This window comes from Pseudomonas sp. LBUM1670 (assembly GCF_059695695.1).
In genome coordinates this window covers 3,520,848-3,541,897 of sequence record NZ_CP166783.1, presented here as the reverse complement: position 1 = coordinate 3,541,897, position 21,050 = coordinate 3,520,848, and the positions used below count along the sequence as shown (strand labels likewise).

Sequence of the window (21,050 nt, the reverse complement as noted above, 5' to 3'; positions counted from 1 at the left end):
GCTTTCGGCCGCTATCTGTCTGTGACGTTGAGTAGCCACCAACATTGGAAGTGCTGGTTCATGACGGCCTGGGCATTTGGCTGGCGGCACGTCGCCTGCACCAAGGCCGATTCGTCTGGCCGGCTACTCGGCACGGTTTGCAGTGCCCAACGGTACTTTTAAACCGCGCGGAGCCAATCGACGATATCTCGATGATTCGCAGAGCCATGCCAACAAATGTCACCCTTTTTTGCACCGCAAACGCCAGACGCTGTCTTAACAGCGGGTAGGCCAAGGGGGAAACCATGACAACGCGCAAATTAACCATTAAAGACTTGCAGTTGAACGTTTCAATCCGCGGCCAAGGCTCACCGCTGCTCCTGCTCAACGGCCTGGGTGGGTTGATCCGTAGCTTCGATCCCCTGCGCGATGAACTGGTGGACTACAGGACCATTACGTTGGACGTGCCCGGGGTCGGCAAATCGCAAATGCCCCGCTGGCCGATGCGTCTGCCGGGCCATGCCGACCTGATCGCCGAGATGCTCAAGCAATTGGGAATCGACCAGGTCGATGTGTTCGGCGTGAGTTGGGGCGGTGCGTTGGCGCAAGAATTCGCCCTGCGTCACCCGAGCATGGTGCGCCGGCTGATCCTCGCGGCGACCTCGGCCGGCCCGGCGATGCTGGTGAAGCCCGCCGACATCCTGGATTTTTTTGGCAGGAGCAAAAGCGCCAAACTGCGCAAGCAAGAAGGCTCGCGCAATTCGATACAGACGCTGCTGCGCTTCGGTGTGGTGAACGGCATGCTCACGGTCAACCCGCGAACCTATTACCACCAGCTCACCGCCTTGGTCGGCTGGACCAGCCTGCTGCGGCTGTTCCGTCTGCGCCAGCGCACGCTGATCCTCACTGGCGAACGCGACCCTCTGGTGCGGCTGTACAACGCGCACATCCTGCGCCGCACCATTCGCCGTGCCGAACTGCATGTCCTGCAGGGCGAGGGGCATTTTTTCGTGGTGACCAGCGCCAGGCGAACCGCCGAAGCGATACGCGAATTCCTCTGCCGGCAGCACGGCGATGAAGAGCCCGCGCCGATGATCGCCAACGGCATGTTCAAGCCACGCCTGCTGCAATCCGAGCGGAATTGATCGCTGATGCCTGCTAGCTTCGCGTCCCCAGCGTAAGGACAATCCCAAAGGGAAAAGGGGGCAGATCCTTGCCATTGTCCGGTAATGTCCTCAAACCAGATGAAAAGCGAGCTTTGCTTTAAGGCAAAAACTGGAATACGCCCAGGATGATCTAAGCTTCTGATCGTCTAGATCGTATCGGGGGCGATCATGAACGATTCATTGAGGGCGAGACTCGGACGCAGGTGACGCTGCTGCCGGAGTGCTTGGACGATTACGTAGCCGAAGAAATCCGGTCCGGGTGGTCGACGTTTTCGTCGATGACTCGACCTGAGAACCTTGGGTTTGAGGGTGTCGATCCTGCTGCAACGGGTCGTACGGCCTATCATCCAGCGGTCCTGCTCAAGATCTACATCTATGGTTACCTCAATCGGATTCAGTCCAGCCACCGGCTTGAACGTGAAGCCCAGCGTAACGTTGAATTGATGTGGCTGGCGGGCCGTTGGGCTCCAGACTTCAAAACCATTGCCAACTTTCGCAAGGGCTTTCTGTAATGGGGGCACCGCCGGTGAGAAAACATAAGTTTTTTGCATTGAGCTGGGGAGCAGCGATTACTCTGGTGGTGGGGGTAGGGGCAAGCATTCTCGGGAGCTGGGCCCTTGAACGTTTCAACGAACAGCAGGCCCAAAAAGCGGTCATTGCGGCTACCGAGGATGCAGCAGACGCGGTTTTGACTCGACTCCGGCTTTATCAATACGGATTGCAAGGCGCTCGTGGGGCCGTGCTGACTGCGGGAGAACAGGGTCTCAGTCGCGAATTTTTCCTTCGATACCACCAAACTCGCGATCTTGCTACTGAGTTTCCTGGTTCACTCGGGTTTGGTTTTATAAGACGTGTACAAGAGCAAGACGAAGGTCAGTTTCTTAAGCGTGTTAGAGCTGATGGCAAAGCCGATTTTACCATTCGCCAGTTTTCACCCCATTCAGGCGAACGTTACGTTATCCAGTATGTCCACCCGGTTGAGCGTAACCAGGCAGCAATTGGCTTGGACATTGCTTCGGAAGCAGTTCGGCGTGAGGCCGCCCAGGCTGCAATGCAAAGCGGTCAGGCACGGATTACCGCCCCCATCACACTGGTAATCGGCCTAGGAAAGCCGCTGCAGTCTTTCTTGGTGCTGTTACCCATTTATCGTGAAGGGGTGACTCCATCAACCGTTGCAGAGCGAGAGGCAGCGGCATTTGGCTGGAGCTTCACCGGGTTGCTGACCGAGGAGGTGCTCAACGGCCTACGCGTGGAAAATGAATCGATCCATCTGCGATTGAGGGATATCACCGTCCCCGGACGAGAGGAGGTGTTTTATCAAAGCACCGACGACTCGACGAGCCGTCAAACATTGATGACCCATCAGGTGGAGCGCGAGGTGTTCGGGAGGCGATGGCAAATCGAACTCGGCGCGCACCTGTTGTTCCTCCAGCGTCTGCATCAGGTTTCGCCGAAGGTCGTCCTTTTGATTGGTGGTTTGCTTACATTTCTTTTAGCTACTCTGGTTGGAGTCGTGAGCGTCAGTCATCAACGAAGGCGGCAGATACTCGCCGAGCAAGCAAGACTGGCCGCCATCGTTGAAAGCTCGGCCGATGGCATCATTGGTAAGACTCTCGATGGCTTCGTCACCAACTGGAACAAGGGAGCCGAGCATCTTTTTGGCTATACCGCCGAGGAGGCGGTGGGCCAGACGCTGGCCAGTCTGGTTATTCCTGAGGAGTTTGTAGCTGAGGAAGCCCATATCCTTGCGCGTATCAGCGCGGGGGAACGGATAAGGAGCTTTGATACCCAACGTCGATGCAAAGATAACCGGCTGATTGATGTCTCCGTAAGCATCTCACCCATTTTTGGCGAGGGTGGTCGCGTCATAGGAGCCTCCAAGACGTTGAGGGATATCTCGGCGAAAAAAGCAGCGGAGGCCCGAATTCTTGAACTCAATTCCAGCCTGGAGGAACAGGTTGCGCAACGAACTTCCGAGTTACGGCATCTCAATCTATTGTTAGGCACGGTGCTGCGCTCGGCCACCGAGTTTTCGATCATTGCGACGGATCTCGATGGTGTTATCCGGGTGTTCAACAAGGGCGCCGAGCAGTTATTGGGTTATGACGCCGATGAGTTATTGGGTAAACACACACCTTCATTGATACATGAACCAGAAGAAATCGCTGCTCGTGGTGTTGAACTTAGCGAGGAGTACGCTCATGCAATCGACGGTTTCCGTGTTTTGACCCATAAACCCGAGCTTGAAGGCGCAGAAACACGGGAGTGGACTTACATACGTAAGAATGGCTCGCGGTTTCCTGTCACGCTGGTGGTCACCTCCATGCGCGATGACGAAGGGAAATTGAACGGTTACCTGGGCATCGCGGTAGACATCACCGAACGTAAAGCGGCAGAAATGGAGCTGGCTGCGAGCCTGGAGACGACACAGAAACAACGTAGCGAATTGATGGCGGTGCATGAGCAGTTGCTGATGGCCGCGGAAGTCGCCGAACTGGGTATCTGGTCCTGGACATTGGCGGACAATGCCTTGCAGTGGAATGATCGCATGTTCGAGTTCTACGGGCAGCCACTAACGTTGCGCAATAATGGTCTGAGCTATGAGCATTGGTACTCGCGTGTTCACCCTGACGATGTTGTGGAAACGGCTGAAAAGCTGAGTGCCGCAGTCGAGGGGACGGGGGTGTACGACACAATTTTCCGCGTCGTTCGCCCGGACGGTCAGCTCCGCTTCATACAGGCCGGTGCGCAGATCGAGCGCGATCCAAGCGGTGCGGCTTTGCGAGTGACGGGCATCAATCGGGACATTACCTCCCAGCGCGAGTTGGAGTCACACCTGCTTTACGCCAAGGAACAGGCAGATACCGCGAGTGCGGCCAAGTCTGCCTTTCTGGCCAACATGAGTCATGAAATACGGACGCCGATGAACGCCGTGTTGGGTATGTTGCAGTTGGTGCAGAACACCGACCTGAATGGTCGCCAGCTTGATTATGTAATCAAGGCGCAGACCGCTGCGAAATCACTGCTGGGCTTGCTCAATGAGATCCTTGATTACTCCAAGATTGAGGCCGGCAAGCTGCAACTCGATGTGCATCCATTCCAACTCGAATCGCTCATGCGTGACCTCTCCTTTGTGCTGGCCGGCAACCAGGGTCAGAAAGAAGTCGAGGTCATGTTCGATCTGGACTCCAATCTACCCAACGACCTGATAGGCGATAGCCTGCGGCTGCAACAGGTGCTGATCAACCTGGCGGGTAACGCCCTCAAGTTCACCATGGAAGGCCAGATCGTGGTCAGCGTCGAGCAACTGATGCGCACGGAAAACTCTGTGAGATTGCGCATCGCAGTGTCTGATACAGGTATCGGTATCAACCCGGAGCAACTTCAGCACATTTTTGAAGGATTCACTCAGGCCGAGGCTTCAACCACCCGCCGCTTTGGTGGCACCGGTCTGGGCTTGGTGATCTGTAAGCGGTTGGTCAGCTTGATGGGCGGTGAACTTCTGGTGGAGAGCCAGCAGGGTAGGGGAAGTCGCTTCTGGTTCGATATCACCCTGGATGTAGCGCCGAATTCGCTGCGCAGATCTGACAGCCCCGGAGTCGATCTGTCCATACGGATACTGGTCGTCGACGACAACGCCGTGGCGGGTGAATTGCTGTTGCGAACGGTTCATGCATTGGGGTGGAAGGCCGAGCGCGTGAGTGGTGGCACGCAAGCGGTGGAATGGGTGAAGCGCGCCCAGGCGAGAGGCGAAGCCTACGACGTGGTACTGATGGACTGGCGGATGTCCGATATGGATGGGCTGAGCGCTGCGCAATTGATCCATCAGCAGGGCAACGGCGTACCTCCTCCAATGATCATTATGATTACCGCTTACGGCCGTGAAGTGCTGGCCGACGCAAACGAGATGGGAAACGCTCCCTTCGTGGGGTTTCTCACCAAGCCTGTCACCCCCAGGCAGTTGGCCGACGCTGTTCAGCGCGCGGTTATCGGCATAGGCCTCGAGCAGCCCCCCCCGTCCCGGTCAAGGGCTGGCAGGCCGCGACGTCTGGCTGGACTGCGGCTATTGGTCGTGGAAGACAACATGCTCAATCGGCAGGTTGCCGATGAATTACTGACGGGGGAAGGCGCTCAGGTGACACTGGCTGAAGGTGGTCTGGAAGGGGTGAGAAGAGTGATGGCTGAGGATGTGCCCTTCGACGTTGTGTTGATGGATATTCAGATGCCGGATATTGATGGCTTGGAAGCAACTCGTCGTATTCGATCAAATCCACTCTTTGCAGCACTGCCGATTGTGGCGATGACCGCGAACGCCTCCAATACCGACCGTGAGGCCTGTCTTGCTGCGGGGATGAATGATCATGTCGGCAAACCCATAGATCTTGAGCAACTCGTCATAACGCTGCTCAACCAGGCGGGCCGTGAGGATAGCCGTAGATCTCTAGCCTTGGAACAAGCCGATACACGAGAAAGTGTCATTGAACCGCGTGCGTCAATCATTGAGCGCTTTGGCGATGACCTTGAGTTGATCCGCAATGTGCTGCGTAACTTTGGTCCGGATTCGGAAAAGCAGCTTGCCCGGTTGCACGATCAGATCCGGCGGCAAGATGCCTCGGGGGCAGCTTTCGTGCTCCATACCCTTAAAGGTAGCAGTGGAACAATGGGGGCCAAGACGCTGTCGCTGCTGGCAGGCAACTTGGAGCAGTCACTAAAACACGCAGATGCAGAGTCTGTCGCGAAATTCTTTACTGACGCGACATGGTTTGACGAATTGAGCAAGTTATTGCAACAAAGCCTTGAGCAATTGAATGTTGAGTTTAGTCAGAGCCCGCGTGTAAAGATCGGGGCTGGCGAGGACTTGATGGCGTCGATGCAATGGAAAAAGTCACTAGAGGAGCTTTTGATATTGCTAGAAGCGGGCAACCTTCAAGCCATAGAGCTGGCAGACGCGTTGGCACCGAAAACACAGCCATCCCTACGCCCACGGTTCGACGAATTTGTGGTCATCGTGCAGTCGCTGGACTTTTCCGCTGCGATGCCAATTGGTCGTGAACTTCTGAGATCTGCCTGATGGAACAGTCGATGGAAACCTGGATGCCGCATCCCTATAACCGTCCCAAACTCCTCATTGTCGACGACCAACCGACTAATATCCGGGTGTTGCATGAGCTGTTCCGCGGGGATTGCGATGTGTTCATGGCCATCAGCGGTGAGCAGGCGATCACGGTATGCCGGAGCCAACTGCCCGATCTGATTCTGCTGGACGTCGTCATGGAGGACATGGATGGGCATGAAGTATGCCGTCGACTCAAGGCTGACCCTGCGACCCAGGGCATTCCCATCATCTTCATCACCGCACAGCGGCAGGAGTCAGATGAGGTGACAGGTCTGGAGCTGGGCGCGGTGGATTTCATCAGCAAGCCCATCAATCCCACCATTGTTAGAGCACGTGTGCGAACACATCTAACCTTGAAGCTACAGAATGATCTGCTACGTTCCATGGCATTGATGGATGGCCTTACTGGAGTGGCCAATCGACGCAAATTCGATGAGGACATATTGGCGAATTGGCGTCAGTGCTTTCGAGAGCAAAAGCCGCTGTCGCTCATCTTGGTGGATGTGGACTTTTTCAAACGCTACAACGACCGATACGGACACCAGGCCGGAGATGGCTGTCTGAAATCCGTTGCACAAGCGTTATTTGAAACGGTTAGACGCCCTTTTGACCTGGTCGCTCGGTATGGTGGCGAAGAGTTTGCCTGCATCCTGCCCAATACAGGTCTTTCTGGGGCGGTCGAAATTGCAGAAAAAATGCAAGAGCGTATTCGAGCACTGGGTATCGAGCACTCTGCTTCTGATGTAGATCGTGTAGTGACTGTTTCTCTAGGCGTCGCAACAATGACGCCCACTGGTGATTTTGAGTTCCAGGCTTTAATAGAAGCTGCTGACAAGCAACTTTATACAGCGAAGACAGCAGGCAGGGCCCGAGTATGTTCATCTGCAATGTCGTCTGGGTAAGAGCCCCCTTTCTGATTGCATTTTTGGCTCTTTATGCGTCTCGTCTTCTACATCTCGGGCTTGACGTTGAAAGCCGTGAGGTACGGGGAGCTGCCCTTGCTGGCTGGTCACACATGCACGGACTGGTGTCGTTGGTAATACATGGCGTTATGCAGTTCCCCGCTGGCACTAGCGATGAGCGTTTCGTGGACACGGCGCTGCAGGGTTTTGCGCATCTCTTTTATGCAGGGCGCAGGGACCAGGGAGAGTAACCCTCGTCGAACAGCGACTTATCTTGTGGAACTGATTGGAGATGGAATGAGGTCTTGAATCAACCTCTCCCTCGACTCGCAGGGCGTTCTACTCCAACTGGCGAACGAAAGACCGTCAAAGGGCGTTACCTCGTTGGGGCAGATGGCGCCAATAGCTTCGTACGTAAACACCTCCAAATGCCTTGGGAGGATCTCGGATTCAATGAACGTTGGGTGGTACTCGACTTCAAGCAGAAGCGACCGCTTCACTTCGAATTCGACAACGGGCAGATCTGTGATCCCAAGCGTCCTATGTGCCTGTTCCAGCTGGGTAAAACACATCGCCGCTTCGAATATATGGTGATGCCAGGGGAATCGCGAGACCTGCTTGCACACTTGTCAGTTCAGAGACTCCAACCGCTCCCGATCGCTTTGGGTGGACCAAATGTCGGAGCCGGCAAGGTTGTTGACCTTGACGGAACCTATCGCGATTACTTCCAGAATAATGCCGTACGCGCCGTGCTGGTTCGACCTGACTTCCATATATACGGTGGAGCAAAAGGACCGGAGGATCTCGATGCGATGATTGCTCGATTAGGTGTCGCGCTCCAAAAATGTCAAGACTGATGAGACCCGTTGTCTGAGATCCGGTACTGGCTGGTACCGGACCTGGATACAGCCGAACGAGGCCCCTGGAGGAGCTAGATGTCCGCAGAAGCAGAAGTTTCAGAAGACGCCATCAGCGCGCGCTCATCGAACGCTACTCGCGCCGCCTGGATCTCGTCGAGATGGGCGAAGGCCCAGCGCCCTAGCGCCTCTACCGGTTTGCTGAGCGAATGCCCTAAAGGCGTCAGTTCGTACTCAACGCGAGGTGGCGTCGTTGGGTACACGGTTCGCTTGACCAGGCCGTCTCGCTCCAATCCACGCAGCGTCATTGTCAGCATGCGCTGGGAAACCCCATTGATCATGCGCTTGAGTTCGTTGAACCGGCGCGGGCCGTCCTGTAACAGGATCACCACCAGCACGCTCCACTTGTCACCGACACGCGACAGCACCTCGCTCACCCGCTGGCAGCTGTCCGAGAGCAGAGCCACTTCACCACCAATAGTTTCCAAAATGTGCCCAGGTATCATTCATGTGCCTTCTTGCATGAGCCCAAAGGTTTAATTTAGTTTCTAAGTATCAAATTTATACCGCGTGAGGGTTCCATGTCCAAAAACCTGCTCCATCTCGACTCCAGCATTCTGGGCTCCCACTCTGTAAGCCGCTCCCTGTCTGCAAAAGTTGCAGCCCGCCTGGTGCAGGCTGACCCGCGGCTACAGGTAACTTATCGGGACTTGGTTGCGAATCCCATACCCCACCTCTCGGGCGCCTACGTAGCGGTCTCACGCAATGGACTGGAGGCACCACAAAATCCGGAGCTGGTTGCGGACTTGGCACTGGGAGAGCAAGTCATGCAGGAATTCCTTGCCGCTGACATCGTGGTCATTGGCGTCGGTTTCTACAACTTCACCATTCCCAGCCAGCTCAAAACGTGGATTGACCGTATTGCCGTTGCCGGCAAGACATTCCAATACGTCGAAGGCAGGCCAGTAGGCTTGGCAGGTAAAAAGCGGGTGATCCTGACCATCTCGCGAGGCGGTTTCTACGGCGCAGGTTCGCCCGTGCAGGTGATGGAGCATGCTGAAACCTACTTGCGGGGTGCCTTCGCCTTCTTGGGCATCAAAGATCTCGAAGTAGTAGTCGCAGAAGGTGTCAACGCTGGACCGGAGCAACGCCAGGTAGCAATCGCCCAGGCAGAGCAGCACATCGCCGCGATCGAAGCGTAAGTCAGTCATTGGAGAATGATGCAGTGACCCTCTCAATCCAGAAAGTACAGCGCGCGGGTGGGCCTCAGGTTCGAGCCACCAACCACCGGGCTCGCCTGGTGATCTCGCCGGACGACGCGGCCGAAAACAGCCCATTCCTTTTGCTGGTCGAGGACTGGTTCGCGCCGCCCGCCGGATTCCCGACCCACCCGCACCGCGGCATGGAGACGGTGACTTTCGTTATTGATGGGCAGTTGCTGCATGAGGACCATACCGGCACCAGGGGAGTGCTCGGTCCCGGTGCCGTGCAGTTTATGACTGCTGGCGGTGGGGTAATGCATAGCGAGATGCCAGGACCGCAGGGAGTGCACCTCTTGCAATTGTGGCTCAACCTCCCTGCACGGCTCAAATCAACACCCGCTCGCTATTCCGACCTCCAGATGCAAGACGTACAAGTTCATCGCGAGTCAGGTGTTGAGGCACGTATCTACGCAGGCCAGTTGGGTCAGGTCTGCGTGCCGCACGGATCGACCTGGCCGCTCACATTGATAGAGTTGAAACTGGATACAGGAACGAGCTTCGAGCTCCCAATTCCGGCGGGACAGCGTGCATTTGTATATATGCTGGGTGGCGATGCCTTGCTTGGCATCGGCGATCGATCCGTGACAACGGGTGACTTGGCCTGGCCGGAGATTCCGCCAGCGGATCAAACGTCCACACTGAAAATAACCTCGCAAACTTCTTTGCGGTTACTCGTCTACGCAAGTCCCGTTTTCGATGAGCCCATCGCGGTGGGCGGGCCATTTGTGATGAACACCGAGGAGGAAATCATCCAGGCATTCATGGATTTACAAACCGGCAGGTTCATCCCGACTTGAGTTCCGATTCAGAAGTGCCAAATCGAGTGGCTTAGTTGAGTTCCTGATTCGCATCTGTAGTACAGCAATGATGCCCTGGGGCTATTCAGCCAGGGCTTTTTACACAACTTCGATCAACACCAACCGGCACTGACAAGTGCACAGGAAGGCGGAGCCTTGCCTGCGTGCAATCAACATAAACAATAGGTGAAAAATGGAACTGAATAGCCGTGTGATCCCATGTGTCTTTACTCAGCGTAAGTGTGCTGTCTGGATTGAGCTCTGTAGCGCTCCAAGGAAATAACCCTTCAGCCCACCATTGCCTATCGGATCAATGATTACGTGTCCATTGGTGGGGGACCGACCATAAAGGAGTCCATGTTCGCAAGCTTTCCTGTGCACCCACTACCGAGAATATGTTCGCGGTAGTGGGTGGGTTGTCGGCAATAACCATTCGAGAATATGCCGCAGCGGGCGTTTCGTAGTTTAGTGTTTTCGAGGGCGGCTATTTAGCTGCCTTGTCACTTCATTGAGCATGGCTTGCGAGTGATCCACAAGGTCGGTTCCTTTCGGGAAGCACTGCCTTAACAACCCGTGGGTGTTCTCATTCTTTCCCATTGCCAAGGACGATGAGGATCGCAGAAGTAGACCTTTATGTAGGTAGCCACCGTAAAGCGCTTATGGGCAGCCATCTCTTTGCCGCGATCCCACGTCAGCGATTTGTAGAGTTCCTGGGGTAACTCCCGGGCGTTTTCGAGCAGGGCGCTGATAACCGACTCGGTATCTTTACCGACCACCTTCACCAACATCACGTAGCGGGGCTGCATCTACCTGCCAGACCTGGGACAGATGCTCGGCCCCCTCCCTGATGGCATCTACCAAATCGCGGCACCTGCCCGGGCGCTGTGGACTGACCCAAGCCCCGCGTTACAGGCATGAGGTGCGTTTAGAACGTATTGCGCACCGACGTTGTGATCGTAAGAATCAAACACTCTAAAAAAACTATTGATGACATCATCAAATTTGATGACTATATCAATAACTCCTGCCCGGCCTTCGCTACTGGACATGAGCATCACAAAACAACACCAAAAAAGGATGAAGTCATGAACGCGATTAACCCAGCAAACCCAGTGCAAACCGTCGATAGCCCAAGCGATCGCGGCCTTGCTTTGCAGGACTACGCTCGCTCGCTGATCCCTGCGCTCAAGGCTCGCACCCAGGAAACCGCAGCCCTCGGTAAACTCCCCGCCGAGACCATCGCGGACCTCGAAGCCGGTGGCCTGTTAAGCATGACCACGCCGCGCCAGTTTGGTGGTGAGGCTGTCTCCATGCGAACTTTCCTCAATGTGGTGACCGAACTGGGTCGCGCCGACGCCTCAGTAGCCTGGGTAACGGCGCTGACCAACGTCACCACCTGGTGCGCCGCCACGTTCTTTGGCGAAGCTGCGGCGCAAGAGGTATTTCGCGGCAGCAAGCCGGCGCGCGTAGCGGGCGTGCTGTCGCCGCGCAAGGCGGTGGTCAAGAAAGTGGAAGGCGGTTACCTGATTGAAGAGGGCCTGTGGGGCTTCAACTCCGGGATTTATCACGCTAACTGGGACATGCTGGGAATTCCCCTGGTGGACGACAGCGGCAATGTGATCGACCAGGGCGCTGCGCTGATTCCCATCGAACAGATCGAAATTCTTCACGACTGGGATGTAATCGGTATCTCCGGCAGCGGCAGTTCCAGCGTTGCGGTGAAAAACGTGTTCGTGCCGCAGGCGCGCATCGCGTCAGTCACCCAGGCCATCGAGGGGAAATACCTGTCCACCCACTTGGCGGATGAACCGCTGTTCCGCACCGCGTGCATGCCCATGCTTGCCATTATCCTGACCTTCCCGGCGCTAGGTGTGGGCATAGCAGCGCTGGAAACCTTTCTGGAAACCCTGCCACGTCGGGGCATTCAATACTCCTGGTACGCCAAGCAGTCCGAGGCGCCGATCACTCACCTGCAAGTCGGTGAAGCCTCTGCCAAAATCGACGCGGCGCGCACCATCCTCGAACGCCAGGCAGACGCCATGGACATCAGCGCCGCCTCCGGCATCTACATGGATTTTCTCGAACGCGCCAAGGTACGCCGCGATGTCGGATACGCCGAAAAGCTGATCTGGGAAGCTGTCGATTTGTTGGCCTCAGCCTCAGGCGGCTCGCTGGCGGCGGTCAATAACCCCATGGCCAAGATTTGGCAGGACGCCCGCATCGCGTCGCTGCATGGCATCGTCAGCCCCAACCTCAATTTTGAAACCTACGGCCGGATCCTCTGTGGCGTGAACCCGGGTACGCCTTTTATCTAAGCGGCGTGATCGTGCATATCGATGAGGAGTGCGGGTTATGCAAGTTTGTGACGTAGATGCGCGGTCGTTTCGCCGCGTGATGGGCAAGTTTGCCACGGGGGTTACCGTGGTCAGCTTCATCCATGAAGGCCAGCCCACCGGTATGACGGCCAATGCCTTCATGTCGTTGTCGGTGGATCCGCCCATGGTGCTGATCGCGGTGCGTACCCAGGCGCGATTTGCCAGCAGCATTCAGGCGGGCGATGCCTTTGGCATCAGCTTTCTGCGGGAGGAGCATGAGGCGGTCAGCAGCCATTTCGGCGGTCGCCCCATCCCTGATCAGCAGCCCGTATTTCGCCAGTTGGACCAGGCGCCGGTATTGGACGGTGCATTGGTGCAGTTAGCGGTGCGCGCCAATGCCGTGCATGTCGGCGGCGATCATTTGATCTACACCGCCGATGTCGAGGCACTGGAGGAGTCGGACGGCCGTCCGCTGTTGTTCTTCTCGGGTGCTTACAAACAGTTGCATGCCCTCGACCCGGTCACCTGTTGGTTTGATCTTGGCTAGCTGAAACCACCGCTCCGGCGTTGACTACCCGGCGGTTTTTGCTGGGCTGGACAGGAAACTTCAGTGACGTCATTGCGTGGATGCTTCGTTATTGCAGGGCCAACCTGGGATAACGAAGCATCGTTATTCGGGCTCCGGGCGGGCCGCTGTCATGCCCCGTCTGAGTCGGGTATCCTTGCGCCGACTGCTTTAGCGCCGATGATGGTAAGTGACATGAAAGACAAGGTAACGCACGAGGCCCAGCCGCCTAAACGCCGGAAAGCAGCAGAACCCTCTGCTAAAAAGGGCGAGGCCTTACCCACTGCGTCTCCCGCCGCTGTTGAAGCAACCCCGCCGCGCCAACCCCGTATCCATGAAAAGGCCCGCTTGCGTACCCGCAACAAATTGCTGCGGGCAGCCCGCTCGGTAATGGGCCGCAAGGGCATCGAAGCCACCGCGATCAACGACATCACCGAAGAAGCCGAAATGTCCTTTGGCACTTTCTACAATTACTTCTCAAGCAAAGAAGAAGTCGCCCGCGCGGTCTTTATTGAAGACGCCATGCTGATGATCGAGGCGCTGGATGCGGCAACCTCGCCAGAGGCCGGCATCGCCGAAAGAGTCGGGGTCAACATCCGTACAACTATCCACCGCGGTCTTACCGATCCGGTCTGGGGCTGGTTTCTGGTGCACTCGGTGTACAGCATCAACGACATGATATCGACCATGGGGAACCCCTTGGCCCGGGATATTCTCACAGGCAACAACTCCAAGGCTTTCGACGTCGTCGATATCACCTCAACCGTCGACTGCATCATTGGCGGCATGCTTTACCTGCTGCGCAAGATCCTCGAGGGGGAGCGCCCGGTGAGTGCGGTGGAGGGCATGGTGCAGTACATCCTTCGCGGCCTCGGCGTTCCTCATAATGAAGTTGAGCGGATCATTCAGATCGATCTCTCCAGTTGAGGTGAGCGGCCACCGTTGTCCGAATTGCCATAGCGGGCCTATTCAGCCTGGAAGCACTCGGCGTCCTTTCGCGCGACGGATGATTTTTTCAACGACGGCGGAAGATCGACAGAAAAACCGTGAACAGGAACTAAAGCTCACTGACCGATCAGCGCGATCGCGACAGTCTCCTTTTGGCCGATTTCTGCCTGTCGCGAAGGGTCGCAACCCGAAACTGACCTCCAGTAACGGGAGCACCACTTGGGCAGGGTGCTCAAAACACATGGATCAGCTCTCAGAGGAAACGATTGAGTCTTGACTGGATTCCGCAGCCAGTTTCAATCGGTCAGCTTTACTAATGTATTTAGACTTGTTTTGCGGTGCCAATTTGGCACTCGCCTTTTTGGCGTGAGCTTTTAATAGCTGCTTTATTTTTTTTTGACGATTCATGTTTTTCTACTCAGCTTGTCAATTCTTGAATGCTACCGATAGGGATACGCTGAAGCTTTGCGGGTCGTCGATATTGTAACCCACTGTTCGCGCTGCTTCCGTCCCTGGAGGTCCGAATGCCGTCCTTCACCACGCGCCTGGTGGCGCTGTTGGTTCTTTGCCTGACGCTTGAAGTGCCAGCCCAGACCAACGCCTGTCCGGCTGGCGAGAAACAAGTGTGCCTGGACGGCTGTATCTGCCTGCCAGACCTGGGACAGGTGCTCGGCCCCGTGCCTGATGGTATCTACCAGATCGCGGCACCTGCCTTGGCGCTGTGGCTGACCCAAGCCCGCGCTGAAGCAGCCAGCGCCGGCATCCAACCCATTCCACCGCACATCCGGGAGCAACTGCTGCGCTGGTATGACCCCAGTGTCCTCGATGCCGCGCACTACAAAATCAGCGACAACGGCCAATTCAGCGCCGCCACTGCCATGCTGCAAAACCCCGATGTCGGGGCCGTGACGCTGATCGACATCATCCTCTTCCGGGACGCTCAAACTGCAGAACAGAACGTCGCGCTCTGGGCTCACGAACTAAAGCATGTGCAGCAGTTTCAGGAATGGGGGGTAGAAGGATTTGCCCAGCGGTATACACAAGATTTCAATACTGTGGAGGCACCGGCTTATGCCATACAGGCTGAGGTCAGACGGTGGGTGCGGGAAGGGACTGACTGAAGGGTAGAACCCACGAAACGTCAGCGTGTCATCAATGACTTACCCGGCATACAAACGTAGTCTTGTTGATTCGCTTCCCAAGACAAGAAAAAAACCAGGAGTCATTGATGCAACCGATCCGTCTCGGTCTGGTGGGCTACGGCAAGATTGCCCAGGATCAACACGTCCCCGCTATCAACGCCAACCCCGCATTCCAGTTGGTCGCTGTCGCAACGCAAGGGCAGCCCTGCGCCGGAGTCGAGAACTTTCAGTCCCTGAGCGAGCTGCTCGAAAACGGCCCGCCTGTGGATGCGATTGCGTTTTGCACACCGCCGCAAGGACGATTCGCTCTGGTGCAACAAGCGCTGGCCGCAGGCAAACACGTGCTGGTCGAAAAGCCGCCGTGCGCCACGTTGGGCGAAGCGATGGCGTTGGTGGATCAGGTCGGTGAGCAAGGCGTCAGCGGTCTGTTCGCCTGGCATTCACGCTACGCGCCCGGCATCGAAGCCGCCCGTGACTGGCTGGCCACCCGCACCCTGCAAAGCGTGCAGATCGACTGGAAGGAAGACGTGCGCAAGTGGCACCCCGGCCAGGCATGGATCTGGCAACCCGGCGGCCTTGGCGTCTTCGATCCCGGCATCAATGCCTTGTCGATTGCTACCCATCTGCTGGCGCTGCCGCTGTTTGTCGAGTCCGCCGAACTGCGAGTCCCCGGCAACTGCCAGTCGCCTATTGCCGCTTCCATCAAAATGTCTGACGCGCGCCACCTCGATGTCCGCGCGGAGTTCGATTTCGACCACGGTCATGACGAACTCTGGAGCATCGAGATTCGCTGCACCGAAGGCATCCTGCGATTGGACAACGGCGGCGCAATGCTGAGTATTGATGGCGTGCAACAAGCCGTATCGGAGGAGGGCGAGTACGCGGCGGTGTATCGACATTTTCAGCGGCTGATTGGCGACAAGGCCAGTGACCTGGATCTCCAGCCGTTGCGATGGGTGGCCGATAGTTTTTTTGTCGGCAGTCGGGCGTTGGTTGAGCCGTTCTACGATTAGGGGTCGGTCAGGTAAGGCAGAGGCGCGTCTTGTGAGTGAAATGGGGTTGCACGTCTGTAGGAGCAAAGCGTGCTCGCGAAGGCGGCCTGACTTCCAACCTGGATATTGTTGACTGCGTGTATATCCATTCCTTCGGAACGGCCACTATTGGTTTCGCCCTTACGGCAAGTCACTTGGAAGAGCCCCAAGTAACCAAGGGCTCTTGCCCGAATGGCACTTACTTAACGTGTTTCGGATGACCATTCGCCCGAACCTCTGCCCTTGCCAGCGAACGTGGCTTGGTCAGCAAAGGGTAGGCTTGGGGTCGTCGTTTAACAGCACGCGGCTCGATGCGGCCCGGGCGATTTCCAACGCGTCGTTGGGCGATCAATTCCAGCAATGTTAAAAAATTGTCTCTTCCGGGATCGCCGTATTGCCTCAGTGCCAGCCAAAGCTGGAGGCTGTGCTTGAAGCTCAGCTCTCGTGGCAAACAGTCTGCCAGTGCGGCCGACTGCGCCATGATCATTCGAATCAGGTTGTGCGCCAGTAAATAAACCCACAGCTCCTTGATAGCCATATCCGGCGTCTTGCAGCTCAGCTTCCCCAAGCCCAGCGTCGCTTTGAGATTGCGTAAGTCCAGCTCCACATGCCAGCGGTTCTTGTACAGCGACTTGAGCGCCGTCTTCGGTACCTGCCTGGGGCACCTCAGGGTGGTAACCAAGGTTTTGCCATCCACTCTAAGTTCCCGAACCTGCAATCGCTCCGGGGCCTGTTCAAAATACCGCTGGCTCATCCACACAGGTCGTCGCGCAGGTTTTTGATATTCGATCAGGTGATCTTCTGTGCCCAAACTTTGGCCCAGTCGAAAGTCAGTACTGCGCCGACGTATACCGTATTGTTCAAACACACCGTCCACGCCTCTGCGCTGTAATTCGCAAAGCAGAAAATAAGTGGCGTAATAGGCATCGCCCAAAAGGATATCGCCTGTTTTCAGCGTATCCAGCATCGACCTGAGGAGCGTCTGCTCATCCCCGCCCTTGCCTTGGAAACGGCCCACGGCAGCATTTAAGACAGCGCCACTGGACAAACAAACGATACCGACCATTCGAGACAGTGGAAAACCAAGACCGACTTTCTGACCACGAGATTGAGGGTAGGCGGCCTGGTTTGCCGCCGTGTCGGGCATGCTGATCGTAGTGCCATCCACCAGTCGTACCGGCCTGTCCAGCCAGCGCCAGGATGTCGGGGCATGATCGCTGATCAACGCGCCCGTGTGATGGAGCAATGTAGAGACCATTTCGACAGGCAGTCGTTTTCTGGCTTTGCAATAGGCCCCGGTCCTGGTACTGCTAGGGCTCAAGCCTCCACAGACGCGTTTTATTGAAAAATCATTGACGACATTCTGACAGGAGCGGTCAGCCCCCATCGCCTGGGCGAGAAACATGGAAAGCGTTTCGGTCGGCGGAAACAACCGCTCCCGATGCTCGGGCAGTGAGGACTCTACAACGGGCAATAGCTGCGGGGCCGTGAGCAAATCGAAGAATGCGTAGGCGTCGGCGTTGGAGGCGTGCTGACGCAGGCGATGTTGTTGATGCTGAACAATTTGGCGTCTACGATTCATCTGGGCTGTGTCCTTGGTTTTCGGCGTGTGTTCGCAACTATCACCGTAGACCAAGGCCAGCCTTCTCCAATTTCACAGCGTAAATGACGTTGCCGGCAGCTAAGTAAGTGCCATTCGGCTCTTGCCCCTTTCGTTCGGTGCCTCGCTAATGCTCGGCATGCCCTCGAGGGGGCAAGAAGATCAAAAGCCAGATCAAAAGCTGAAGGCGAGCTAACGCTCGACCTGATGAGTGGTGAAAAAGCAAAAGCGTACGCCGATCCACTGTAGGAGCGAGCTTGCTCGCGAAAAGCGCCTGGACACCGCATTCATTCAGGCAGCACGCGTTATCGTTGACGTCCATCGCAGGCAAGCCAGCTCCTACAGGGGGGTGCGTTCATTTGAAATCAGGTCGGCTGGCAGGCCGCCTCGCTTTTGCTTTTGCTTTGCAGTGCACGCCCCCTCGAGAGGCCGAGCACTAGCGAGGCACCGAACGAAAGGGGCAAAAGCGCTTGGTTACTTGGCGCTTTTCCAAGTAACCCGCTGTAAGAGCGGAACCAATAGCAGCCGTTACCGAAAAAATGGATATGTACTCCAACTGGAAAATAAAGGTCGGGCGTCAGGGCGCCATCGCCAGCAAGCCGGCTCCCACAGGGTGGGCGATGTCATCATCCAGAATCACTGCTGACAGGCGCCATTACGCGGTTCAGATGAGCGCCGACCGGCCGGTGACAGTCAGTTGGTGACCAACAGTTCCGGCCCGAGGTAGTCATTGATGTGGTCGATATCGTCGTCGCCCAGACTGCCCACCGAAGAAGCCAGGCGCAGGCGCGACATCAGGTAACGCAGCTTGGCCTCGAACAGATCGTGGCGAGCAACGAAGAGCAGCTCTTCGGCATTGAGCACGTCCGAGTTGGTGCTGGTGCCTCCTTCCTTGAAGCCCTTGCGTGTCGACGTCAGTGAGCGTTCGTTGGACTCCACGGCCCGCTCCAGTGCGTGAATACGCTTGGCGCCGCTCTGTACGCCGGCATACTCGCGGGTGGTGCCGGAGATGACTTCCTGGCGCGTGGCGTCGAGTTCGTCCAGGGCCTTGTAGCTATTGGCACTGGCCTGGCGTGTCAACGCGCTGGTGCCGCCACCGTTGTACAACGGGAAATTGACTTCCAGCCCGATTGAGGCGTAGCGGTTGCGTTGATTCAGCTCGGAGATTGATTGGCTATCGCCCGCGGTGTAGCCGGCGACGAAATCCAGTGTCGGCCAGTGGCCAGCCCTGGCGCGCTTCACTTCTTCTTCGGCGAGGTCGCTGCTATGACGGCGCGCATGGATCAGCGGGCTGTCGGTCTGGGCTTTGACCAACCAGTCTTGCAGGTTGCTCGGTAACAGCGGTGGCGTATCGAAGCTCGGACGCAAGGTGGTCAGCGATTCGGGGGTTTCTCCGATGTATTCCTCAAGCTTGCGGCGCGCATTGATCAGGTTGTCCTGCGCTTCGATCAGCTCGGCATCGGCGAGGTCGCGGCGAGCGACCGACTCGTCGATGTCGGTGACGGTGCCAGCCCCCAGCTCCATGCGCCGGTTCGCCGAGGCGAGTTGCTCATCGAAGGCGCTCAGCTTGGACTTGGCGAGGAGGATGGTTTCGCTGGCCAACAGCACGTCGAAATAGCTTTCGGCGAGGCGCACCGCGGCGTCCTGACTCTTGGCATCGAACACCGCGACGCTGTAGTCCGCGCGCTGTTTGCCCTGGCGGTACTCGGCCATTTTCTGTTTGTTGAACAGCGGCTGGCGCAAGCGCACGTTAGCGCCCTTGGAGTCGTAGTCGAGATCCCTTTCGATGCCGCTCTGGCGCTGGGTGCCATTGACCTTGTTGTCGTAGGCCGAGGCACTGATCTGCGGTAGCAGACCGGCCTGGCCAATGGCGCGGTTCTCCAGGCCAGCCTCCTTTTCATGCACGGCGGCGCGGTAGACGGGGCCCTGGTACTGCAACAGATCCCAGGCTTGTTTGAGGTCCATGGCGCTGGCCGGGAGGGACAACGCTAATAGGCAGAAGCACAGGCAATGACGATCCATTTCATTGTTCCTTGAAGGAGCTGTCGACACGTTCGAGCATTGGTTTGAGAAGATAGCTCATCATGTTGCGCTCGCCAGTCTTGATGGTGACGCTGGCGGGCATGCCGGGACGAATGTGATTGCTGCCAAGCAGGCTCATGCCATCGGGCGTGACTTCTACCTGAGCCAGATAGAACGGTTGCTTGCTTTCCTCGTCGAGCAGGCGGTCGGCGGAGACGGTCTTCACACGGCCGGGGATATTGGGCGTCTGGGCATGGTTGAACGCCGGGAAGGCAATGTCCACGGCCAGGCCGGGGACCATCTTGTCGATGGCCTGCACGGGAATCATCGCGTCGACCTGCAGCGGTTCGTTGTCCGGCACGATTTCCATGATCTTGAAGCCGGGCTGAATGATCCCGCCAACGGTAGCAATGGCCAGGGACTGGACCATGCCATCGATGGGCGATCGAATCACCGTGTGAGTCACTTCATAGTCCAGCGCACGCAAGCGGTCGGCCAGGGTGGTGTTTTCCTTGGCGGTGTCGGTGAGCTGCGATTCGACTTCCTTCTGGTAATCGTGTTGGCGCTGCAGGATGCGCAGCTTGATTTCGGTGGTCTGGCTACGCACGCGAGCGATGTTATTGAGGTTCTCGGCCTGGCCGGCGGAGAGGTCGGCATTGCTGCGTTCCAGCTCAAGCAGGCGGTTGCGCGGCACATAGCCTTCGGCCGCCAGCACGCGGGTGCCTTTCAGTTCCTGATTGAGGAAGTTGATCTGCGAAGCGCGGGCGCCATAGACCTGCTGCAGACCCTTGAGCTGCACCGCCGACGCCGCGAGGTTTTCCTGCAGGATGCTGATTTCGCCAGCGAGGCCGGCACGTCGGGTGTCCAGCAGGCGTTGTTGCAGATTCATGGCGGCCACCAGGCGGTGGTCATTCCCGAAGCGCTTGAGCAATTCGGGATCGTAGATCACCACATCGTGGCCGTCACGTTCCGCTTCCAGGCGGTTTTCCACCGTCTTGCTGACGATGTACTGAGCGCTGACCGCACCCTGTTCGGCAACGGCACGCAGCGAGTCGAGGCGGACGACCTCCTGGCCTTTTTTCACTGCATCGCCTTCGCGAACAAGAATGGCCTCCACGGTGCCGCCGCTCAGATGCTGTACGGCTTTGCGATTGCTGGTGACTTTGACCGTGCCTGTCGCGACCACGCCGGCATCCAGCGGTGCCAGCCAGGACCACAGAAGGAAGCCGCCGAAGCCGGCGAGCACCAGCCACATGCCCCAGCGCATGGGTTTGCCGACGTCCAGATCAACCAGGTGCCTGGGGTCGGAGAGAATCATGTCGGTGTGTTGGCTCATTTGCATGATCGG

General features: G+C 57.1%; 17 protein-coding genes and 3 pseudogenes. 14 read left to right on the top strand and 6 right to left on the bottom strand.

The window, feature by feature from the left end:
* Positions 1-50 precede the first annotated feature (50 nt).
* The 6 genes and pseudogenes from tnpB (at position 51) to ACA073_RS16030 (ending at position 8,020) form a co-directional block, all read left to right on the top strand.
* A complete protein-coding gene (tnpB, locus tag ACA073_RS16055) occupies positions 51-269 on the top strand; it encodes an IS66 family insertion sequence element accessory protein TnpB (protein WP_497404124.1) in 219 nt (72 codons plus the stop codon).
* A gap of 15 nt (positions 270-284) precedes the next feature.
* Positions 285-1,124, top strand: a complete 840-nt coding sequence (locus ACA073_RS16050) for an alpha/beta fold hydrolase (protein WP_497397648.1) — start codon at positions 285-287, stop codon at positions 1,122-1,124.
* 176 nt (positions 1,125-1,300) lie between these two features.
* Positions 1,301-1,645: pseudogene (locus ACA073_RS16045) on the top strand (transposase); the annotation flags it as partial.
* Positions 1,646-1,656: 11 nt separating this feature from the next.
* A complete protein-coding gene (locus ACA073_RS16040) occupies positions 1,657-6,216 on the top strand; it encodes a PAS domain-containing hybrid sensor histidine kinase/response regulator (protein WP_497397646.1) in 4,560 nt (1,519 codons plus the stop codon).
* Complete coding sequence (locus tag ACA073_RS16035) at positions 6,216-7,163, top strand: diguanylate cyclase (protein ID WP_497397644.1); 948 nt, start codon at positions 6,216-6,218, stop codon at positions 7,161-7,163. Before ACA073_RS16040 ends, ACA073_RS16035 begins: the two co-directional genes overlap by 1 nt.
* Before the next feature lie 305 nt (positions 7,164-7,468).
* Positions 7,469-8,020: an FAD-dependent monooxygenase gene (locus ACA073_RS16030; RefSeq protein ID WP_497397642.1), complete on the top strand. Its 552-nt coding sequence runs from the start codon at positions 7,469-7,471 to the stop codon at positions 8,018-8,020.
* A 74-nt stretch (positions 8,021-8,094) separates the two neighbouring features.
* On the opposite strand, the gene ACA073_RS16025 is transcribed toward ACA073_RS16030, so the two are convergent.
* On the bottom strand, positions 8,095-8,487 hold the full coding sequence (locus tag ACA073_RS16025) for a winged helix-turn-helix transcriptional regulator (protein WP_497397640.1): 393 nt from the start codon (positions 8,485-8,487) through the stop codon (positions 8,095-8,097).
* 114 nt (positions 8,488-8,601) lie between these two features.
* On the opposite strand from ACA073_RS16025, the gene ACA073_RS16020 reads away from it, so the two are divergent.
* On the top strand, positions 8,602-9,222 hold the full coding sequence (locus tag ACA073_RS16020) for an FMN-dependent NADH-azoreductase (RefSeq protein ID WP_497397638.1): 621 nt from the start codon (positions 8,602-8,604) through the stop codon (positions 9,220-9,222).
* Between the two features lie 23 nt (positions 9,223-9,245).
* Positions 9,246-10,079, top strand: a complete 834-nt coding sequence (locus ACA073_RS16015; RefSeq protein WP_497397636.1) for a pirin family protein — start codon at positions 9,246-9,248, stop codon at positions 10,077-10,079.
* Positions 10,080-10,506: 427 nt separating this feature from the next.
* Here ACA073_RS16015 and ACA073_RS16010 read toward each other — a convergent pair.
* Positions 10,507-10,876, bottom strand: a pseudogene (locus tag ACA073_RS16010) (IS30 family transposase); the annotation flags it as partial.
* A 1-nt stretch (position 10,877) separates the two neighbouring features.
* Here ACA073_RS16010 and ACA073_RS16005 point away from each other — a divergent pair.
* The 4 genes and pseudogenes from ACA073_RS16005 to ACA073_RS15990 form a co-directional block, all read left to right on the top strand.
* A pseudogene (locus tag ACA073_RS16005) lies at positions 10,878-10,967 on the top strand (eCIS core domain-containing protein); the annotation flags it as partial.
* A gap of 47 nt (positions 10,968-11,014) precedes the next feature.
* On the top strand, positions 11,015-12,394 hold the full coding sequence (locus ACA073_RS16000; RefSeq protein ID WP_497397634.1) for an acyl-CoA dehydrogenase family protein: 1,380 nt from the start codon (positions 11,015-11,017) through the stop codon (positions 12,392-12,394).
* Positions 12,395-12,431: 37 nt separating this feature from the next.
* Entirely contained in the window at positions 12,432-12,941 is a 510-nt protein-coding gene (locus ACA073_RS15995; protein ID WP_497397632.1) for a flavin reductase family protein, read from the top strand.
* A gap of 213 nt (positions 12,942-13,154) precedes the next feature.
* Positions 13,155-13,886 (top strand): TetR/AcrR family transcriptional regulator, encoded by a 732-nt coding sequence (locus ACA073_RS15990; RefSeq protein ID WP_497397630.1) that lies wholly within the window; start codon positions 13,155-13,157, stop codon positions 13,884-13,886.
* Between the two features lie 267 nt (positions 13,887-14,153).
* Here ACA073_RS15990 and ACA073_RS15985 read toward each other — a convergent pair whose 3' ends face one another.
* A complete protein-coding gene (locus ACA073_RS15985) occupies positions 14,154-14,315 on the bottom strand; it encodes a DUF2986 domain-containing protein (RefSeq protein ID WP_497397628.1) in 162 nt (53 codons plus the stop codon).
* A gap of 116 nt (positions 14,316-14,431) precedes the next feature.
* On the opposite strand from ACA073_RS15985, the gene ACA073_RS15980 reads away from it, so the two are divergent.
* Together ACA073_RS15980 and ACA073_RS15975 are read left to right on the top strand one after the other, a co-directional pair.
* Positions 14,432-15,028, top strand: coding sequence for an eCIS core domain-containing protein (locus ACA073_RS15980; RefSeq protein ID WP_497397626.1), 597 nt, complete (start codon positions 14,432-14,434; stop codon positions 15,026-15,028).
* A gap of 107 nt (positions 15,029-15,135) precedes the next feature.
* On the top strand, positions 15,136-16,062 hold the full coding sequence (locus ACA073_RS15975) for a Gfo/Idh/MocA family protein (protein ID WP_497397624.1): 927 nt from the start codon (positions 15,136-15,138) through the stop codon (positions 16,060-16,062).
* Positions 16,063-16,279: 217 nt separating this feature from the next.
* On the opposite strand, the gene ACA073_RS15970 is transcribed toward ACA073_RS15975, so the two are convergent.
* From ACA073_RS15970 to ACA073_RS15960, 3 genes are all read right to left on the bottom strand, one after another.
* Positions 16,280-17,662 carry an IS4 family transposase gene (locus ACA073_RS15970; RefSeq protein WP_497404122.1) on the bottom strand — a complete coding sequence of 461 codons (1,383 nt, stop codon included), beginning with the start codon at positions 17,660-17,662 and terminating at the stop codon, positions 16,280-16,282.
* Positions 17,663-18,373: 711 nt separating this feature from the next.
* A complete protein-coding gene (locus ACA073_RS15965) occupies positions 18,374-19,702 on the bottom strand; it encodes a TolC family outer membrane protein (protein WP_497397622.1) in 1,329 nt (442 codons plus the stop codon).
* A gap of 1 nt (position 19,703) precedes the next feature.
* Positions 19,704-21,044 (bottom strand): HlyD family type I secretion periplasmic adaptor subunit, encoded by a 1,341-nt coding sequence (locus tag ACA073_RS15960; RefSeq protein ID WP_497397620.1) that lies wholly within the window; start codon positions 21,042-21,044, stop codon positions 19,704-19,706.
* Positions 21,045-21,050 lie beyond the last annotated feature (6 nt).

Bases quoted from the DNA above. Each gene is read 5' to 3' on its own strand.
- ACA073_RS16040 (WP_497397646.1), top strand. From the start codon at position 1,657: ATGGGGGCACCGCCGGTGAGAAAACATAAGTTTTTTGCATTGAGCTGG.
- ACA073_RS16050 (WP_497397648.1), top strand. From the start codon at position 285: ATGACAACGCGCAAATTAACCATTAAAGACTTGCAGTTGAACGTTTCA.
- ACA073_RS15970 (WP_497404122.1), bottom strand. From the start codon at position 17,662: ATGAATCGTAGACGCCAAATTGTTCAGCATCAACAACATCGCCTGCGT.
- ACA073_RS15985 (WP_497397628.1), bottom strand. From the start codon at position 14,315: ATGAATCGTCAAAAAAAAATAAAGCAGCTATTAAAAGCTCACGCCAAA.
- ACA073_RS15975 (WP_497397624.1), top strand. From the start codon at position 15,136: ATGCAACCGATCCGTCTCGGTCTGGTGGGCTACGGCAAGATTGCCCAG.
- ACA073_RS16020 (WP_497397638.1), top strand. From the start codon at position 8,602: ATGTCCAAAAACCTGCTCCATCTCGACTCCAGCATTCTGGGCTCCCAC.
- ACA073_RS15995 (WP_497397632.1), top strand. From the start codon at position 12,432: ATGCAAGTTTGTGACGTAGATGCGCGGTCGTTTCGCCGCGTGATGGGC.
- ACA073_RS15990 (WP_497397630.1), top strand. From the start codon at position 13,155: ATGAAAGACAAGGTAACGCACGAGGCCCAGCCGCCTAAACGCCGGAAA.
- ACA073_RS15960 (WP_497397620.1), bottom strand. From the start codon at position 21,044: ATGCAAATGAGCCAACACACCGACATGATTCTCTCCGACCCCAGGCAC.
- ACA073_RS16035 (WP_497397644.1), top strand. From the start codon at position 6,216: ATGGAACAGTCGATGGAAACCTGGATGCCGCATCCCTATAACCGTCCC.
- ACA073_RS15965 (WP_497397622.1), bottom strand. From the start codon at position 19,702: ATGGATCGTCATTGCCTGTGCTTCTGCCTATTAGCGTTGTCCCTCCCG.
- ACA073_RS15980 (WP_497397626.1), top strand. From the start codon at position 14,432: ATGCCGTCCTTCACCACGCGCCTGGTGGCGCTGTTGGTTCTTTGCCTG.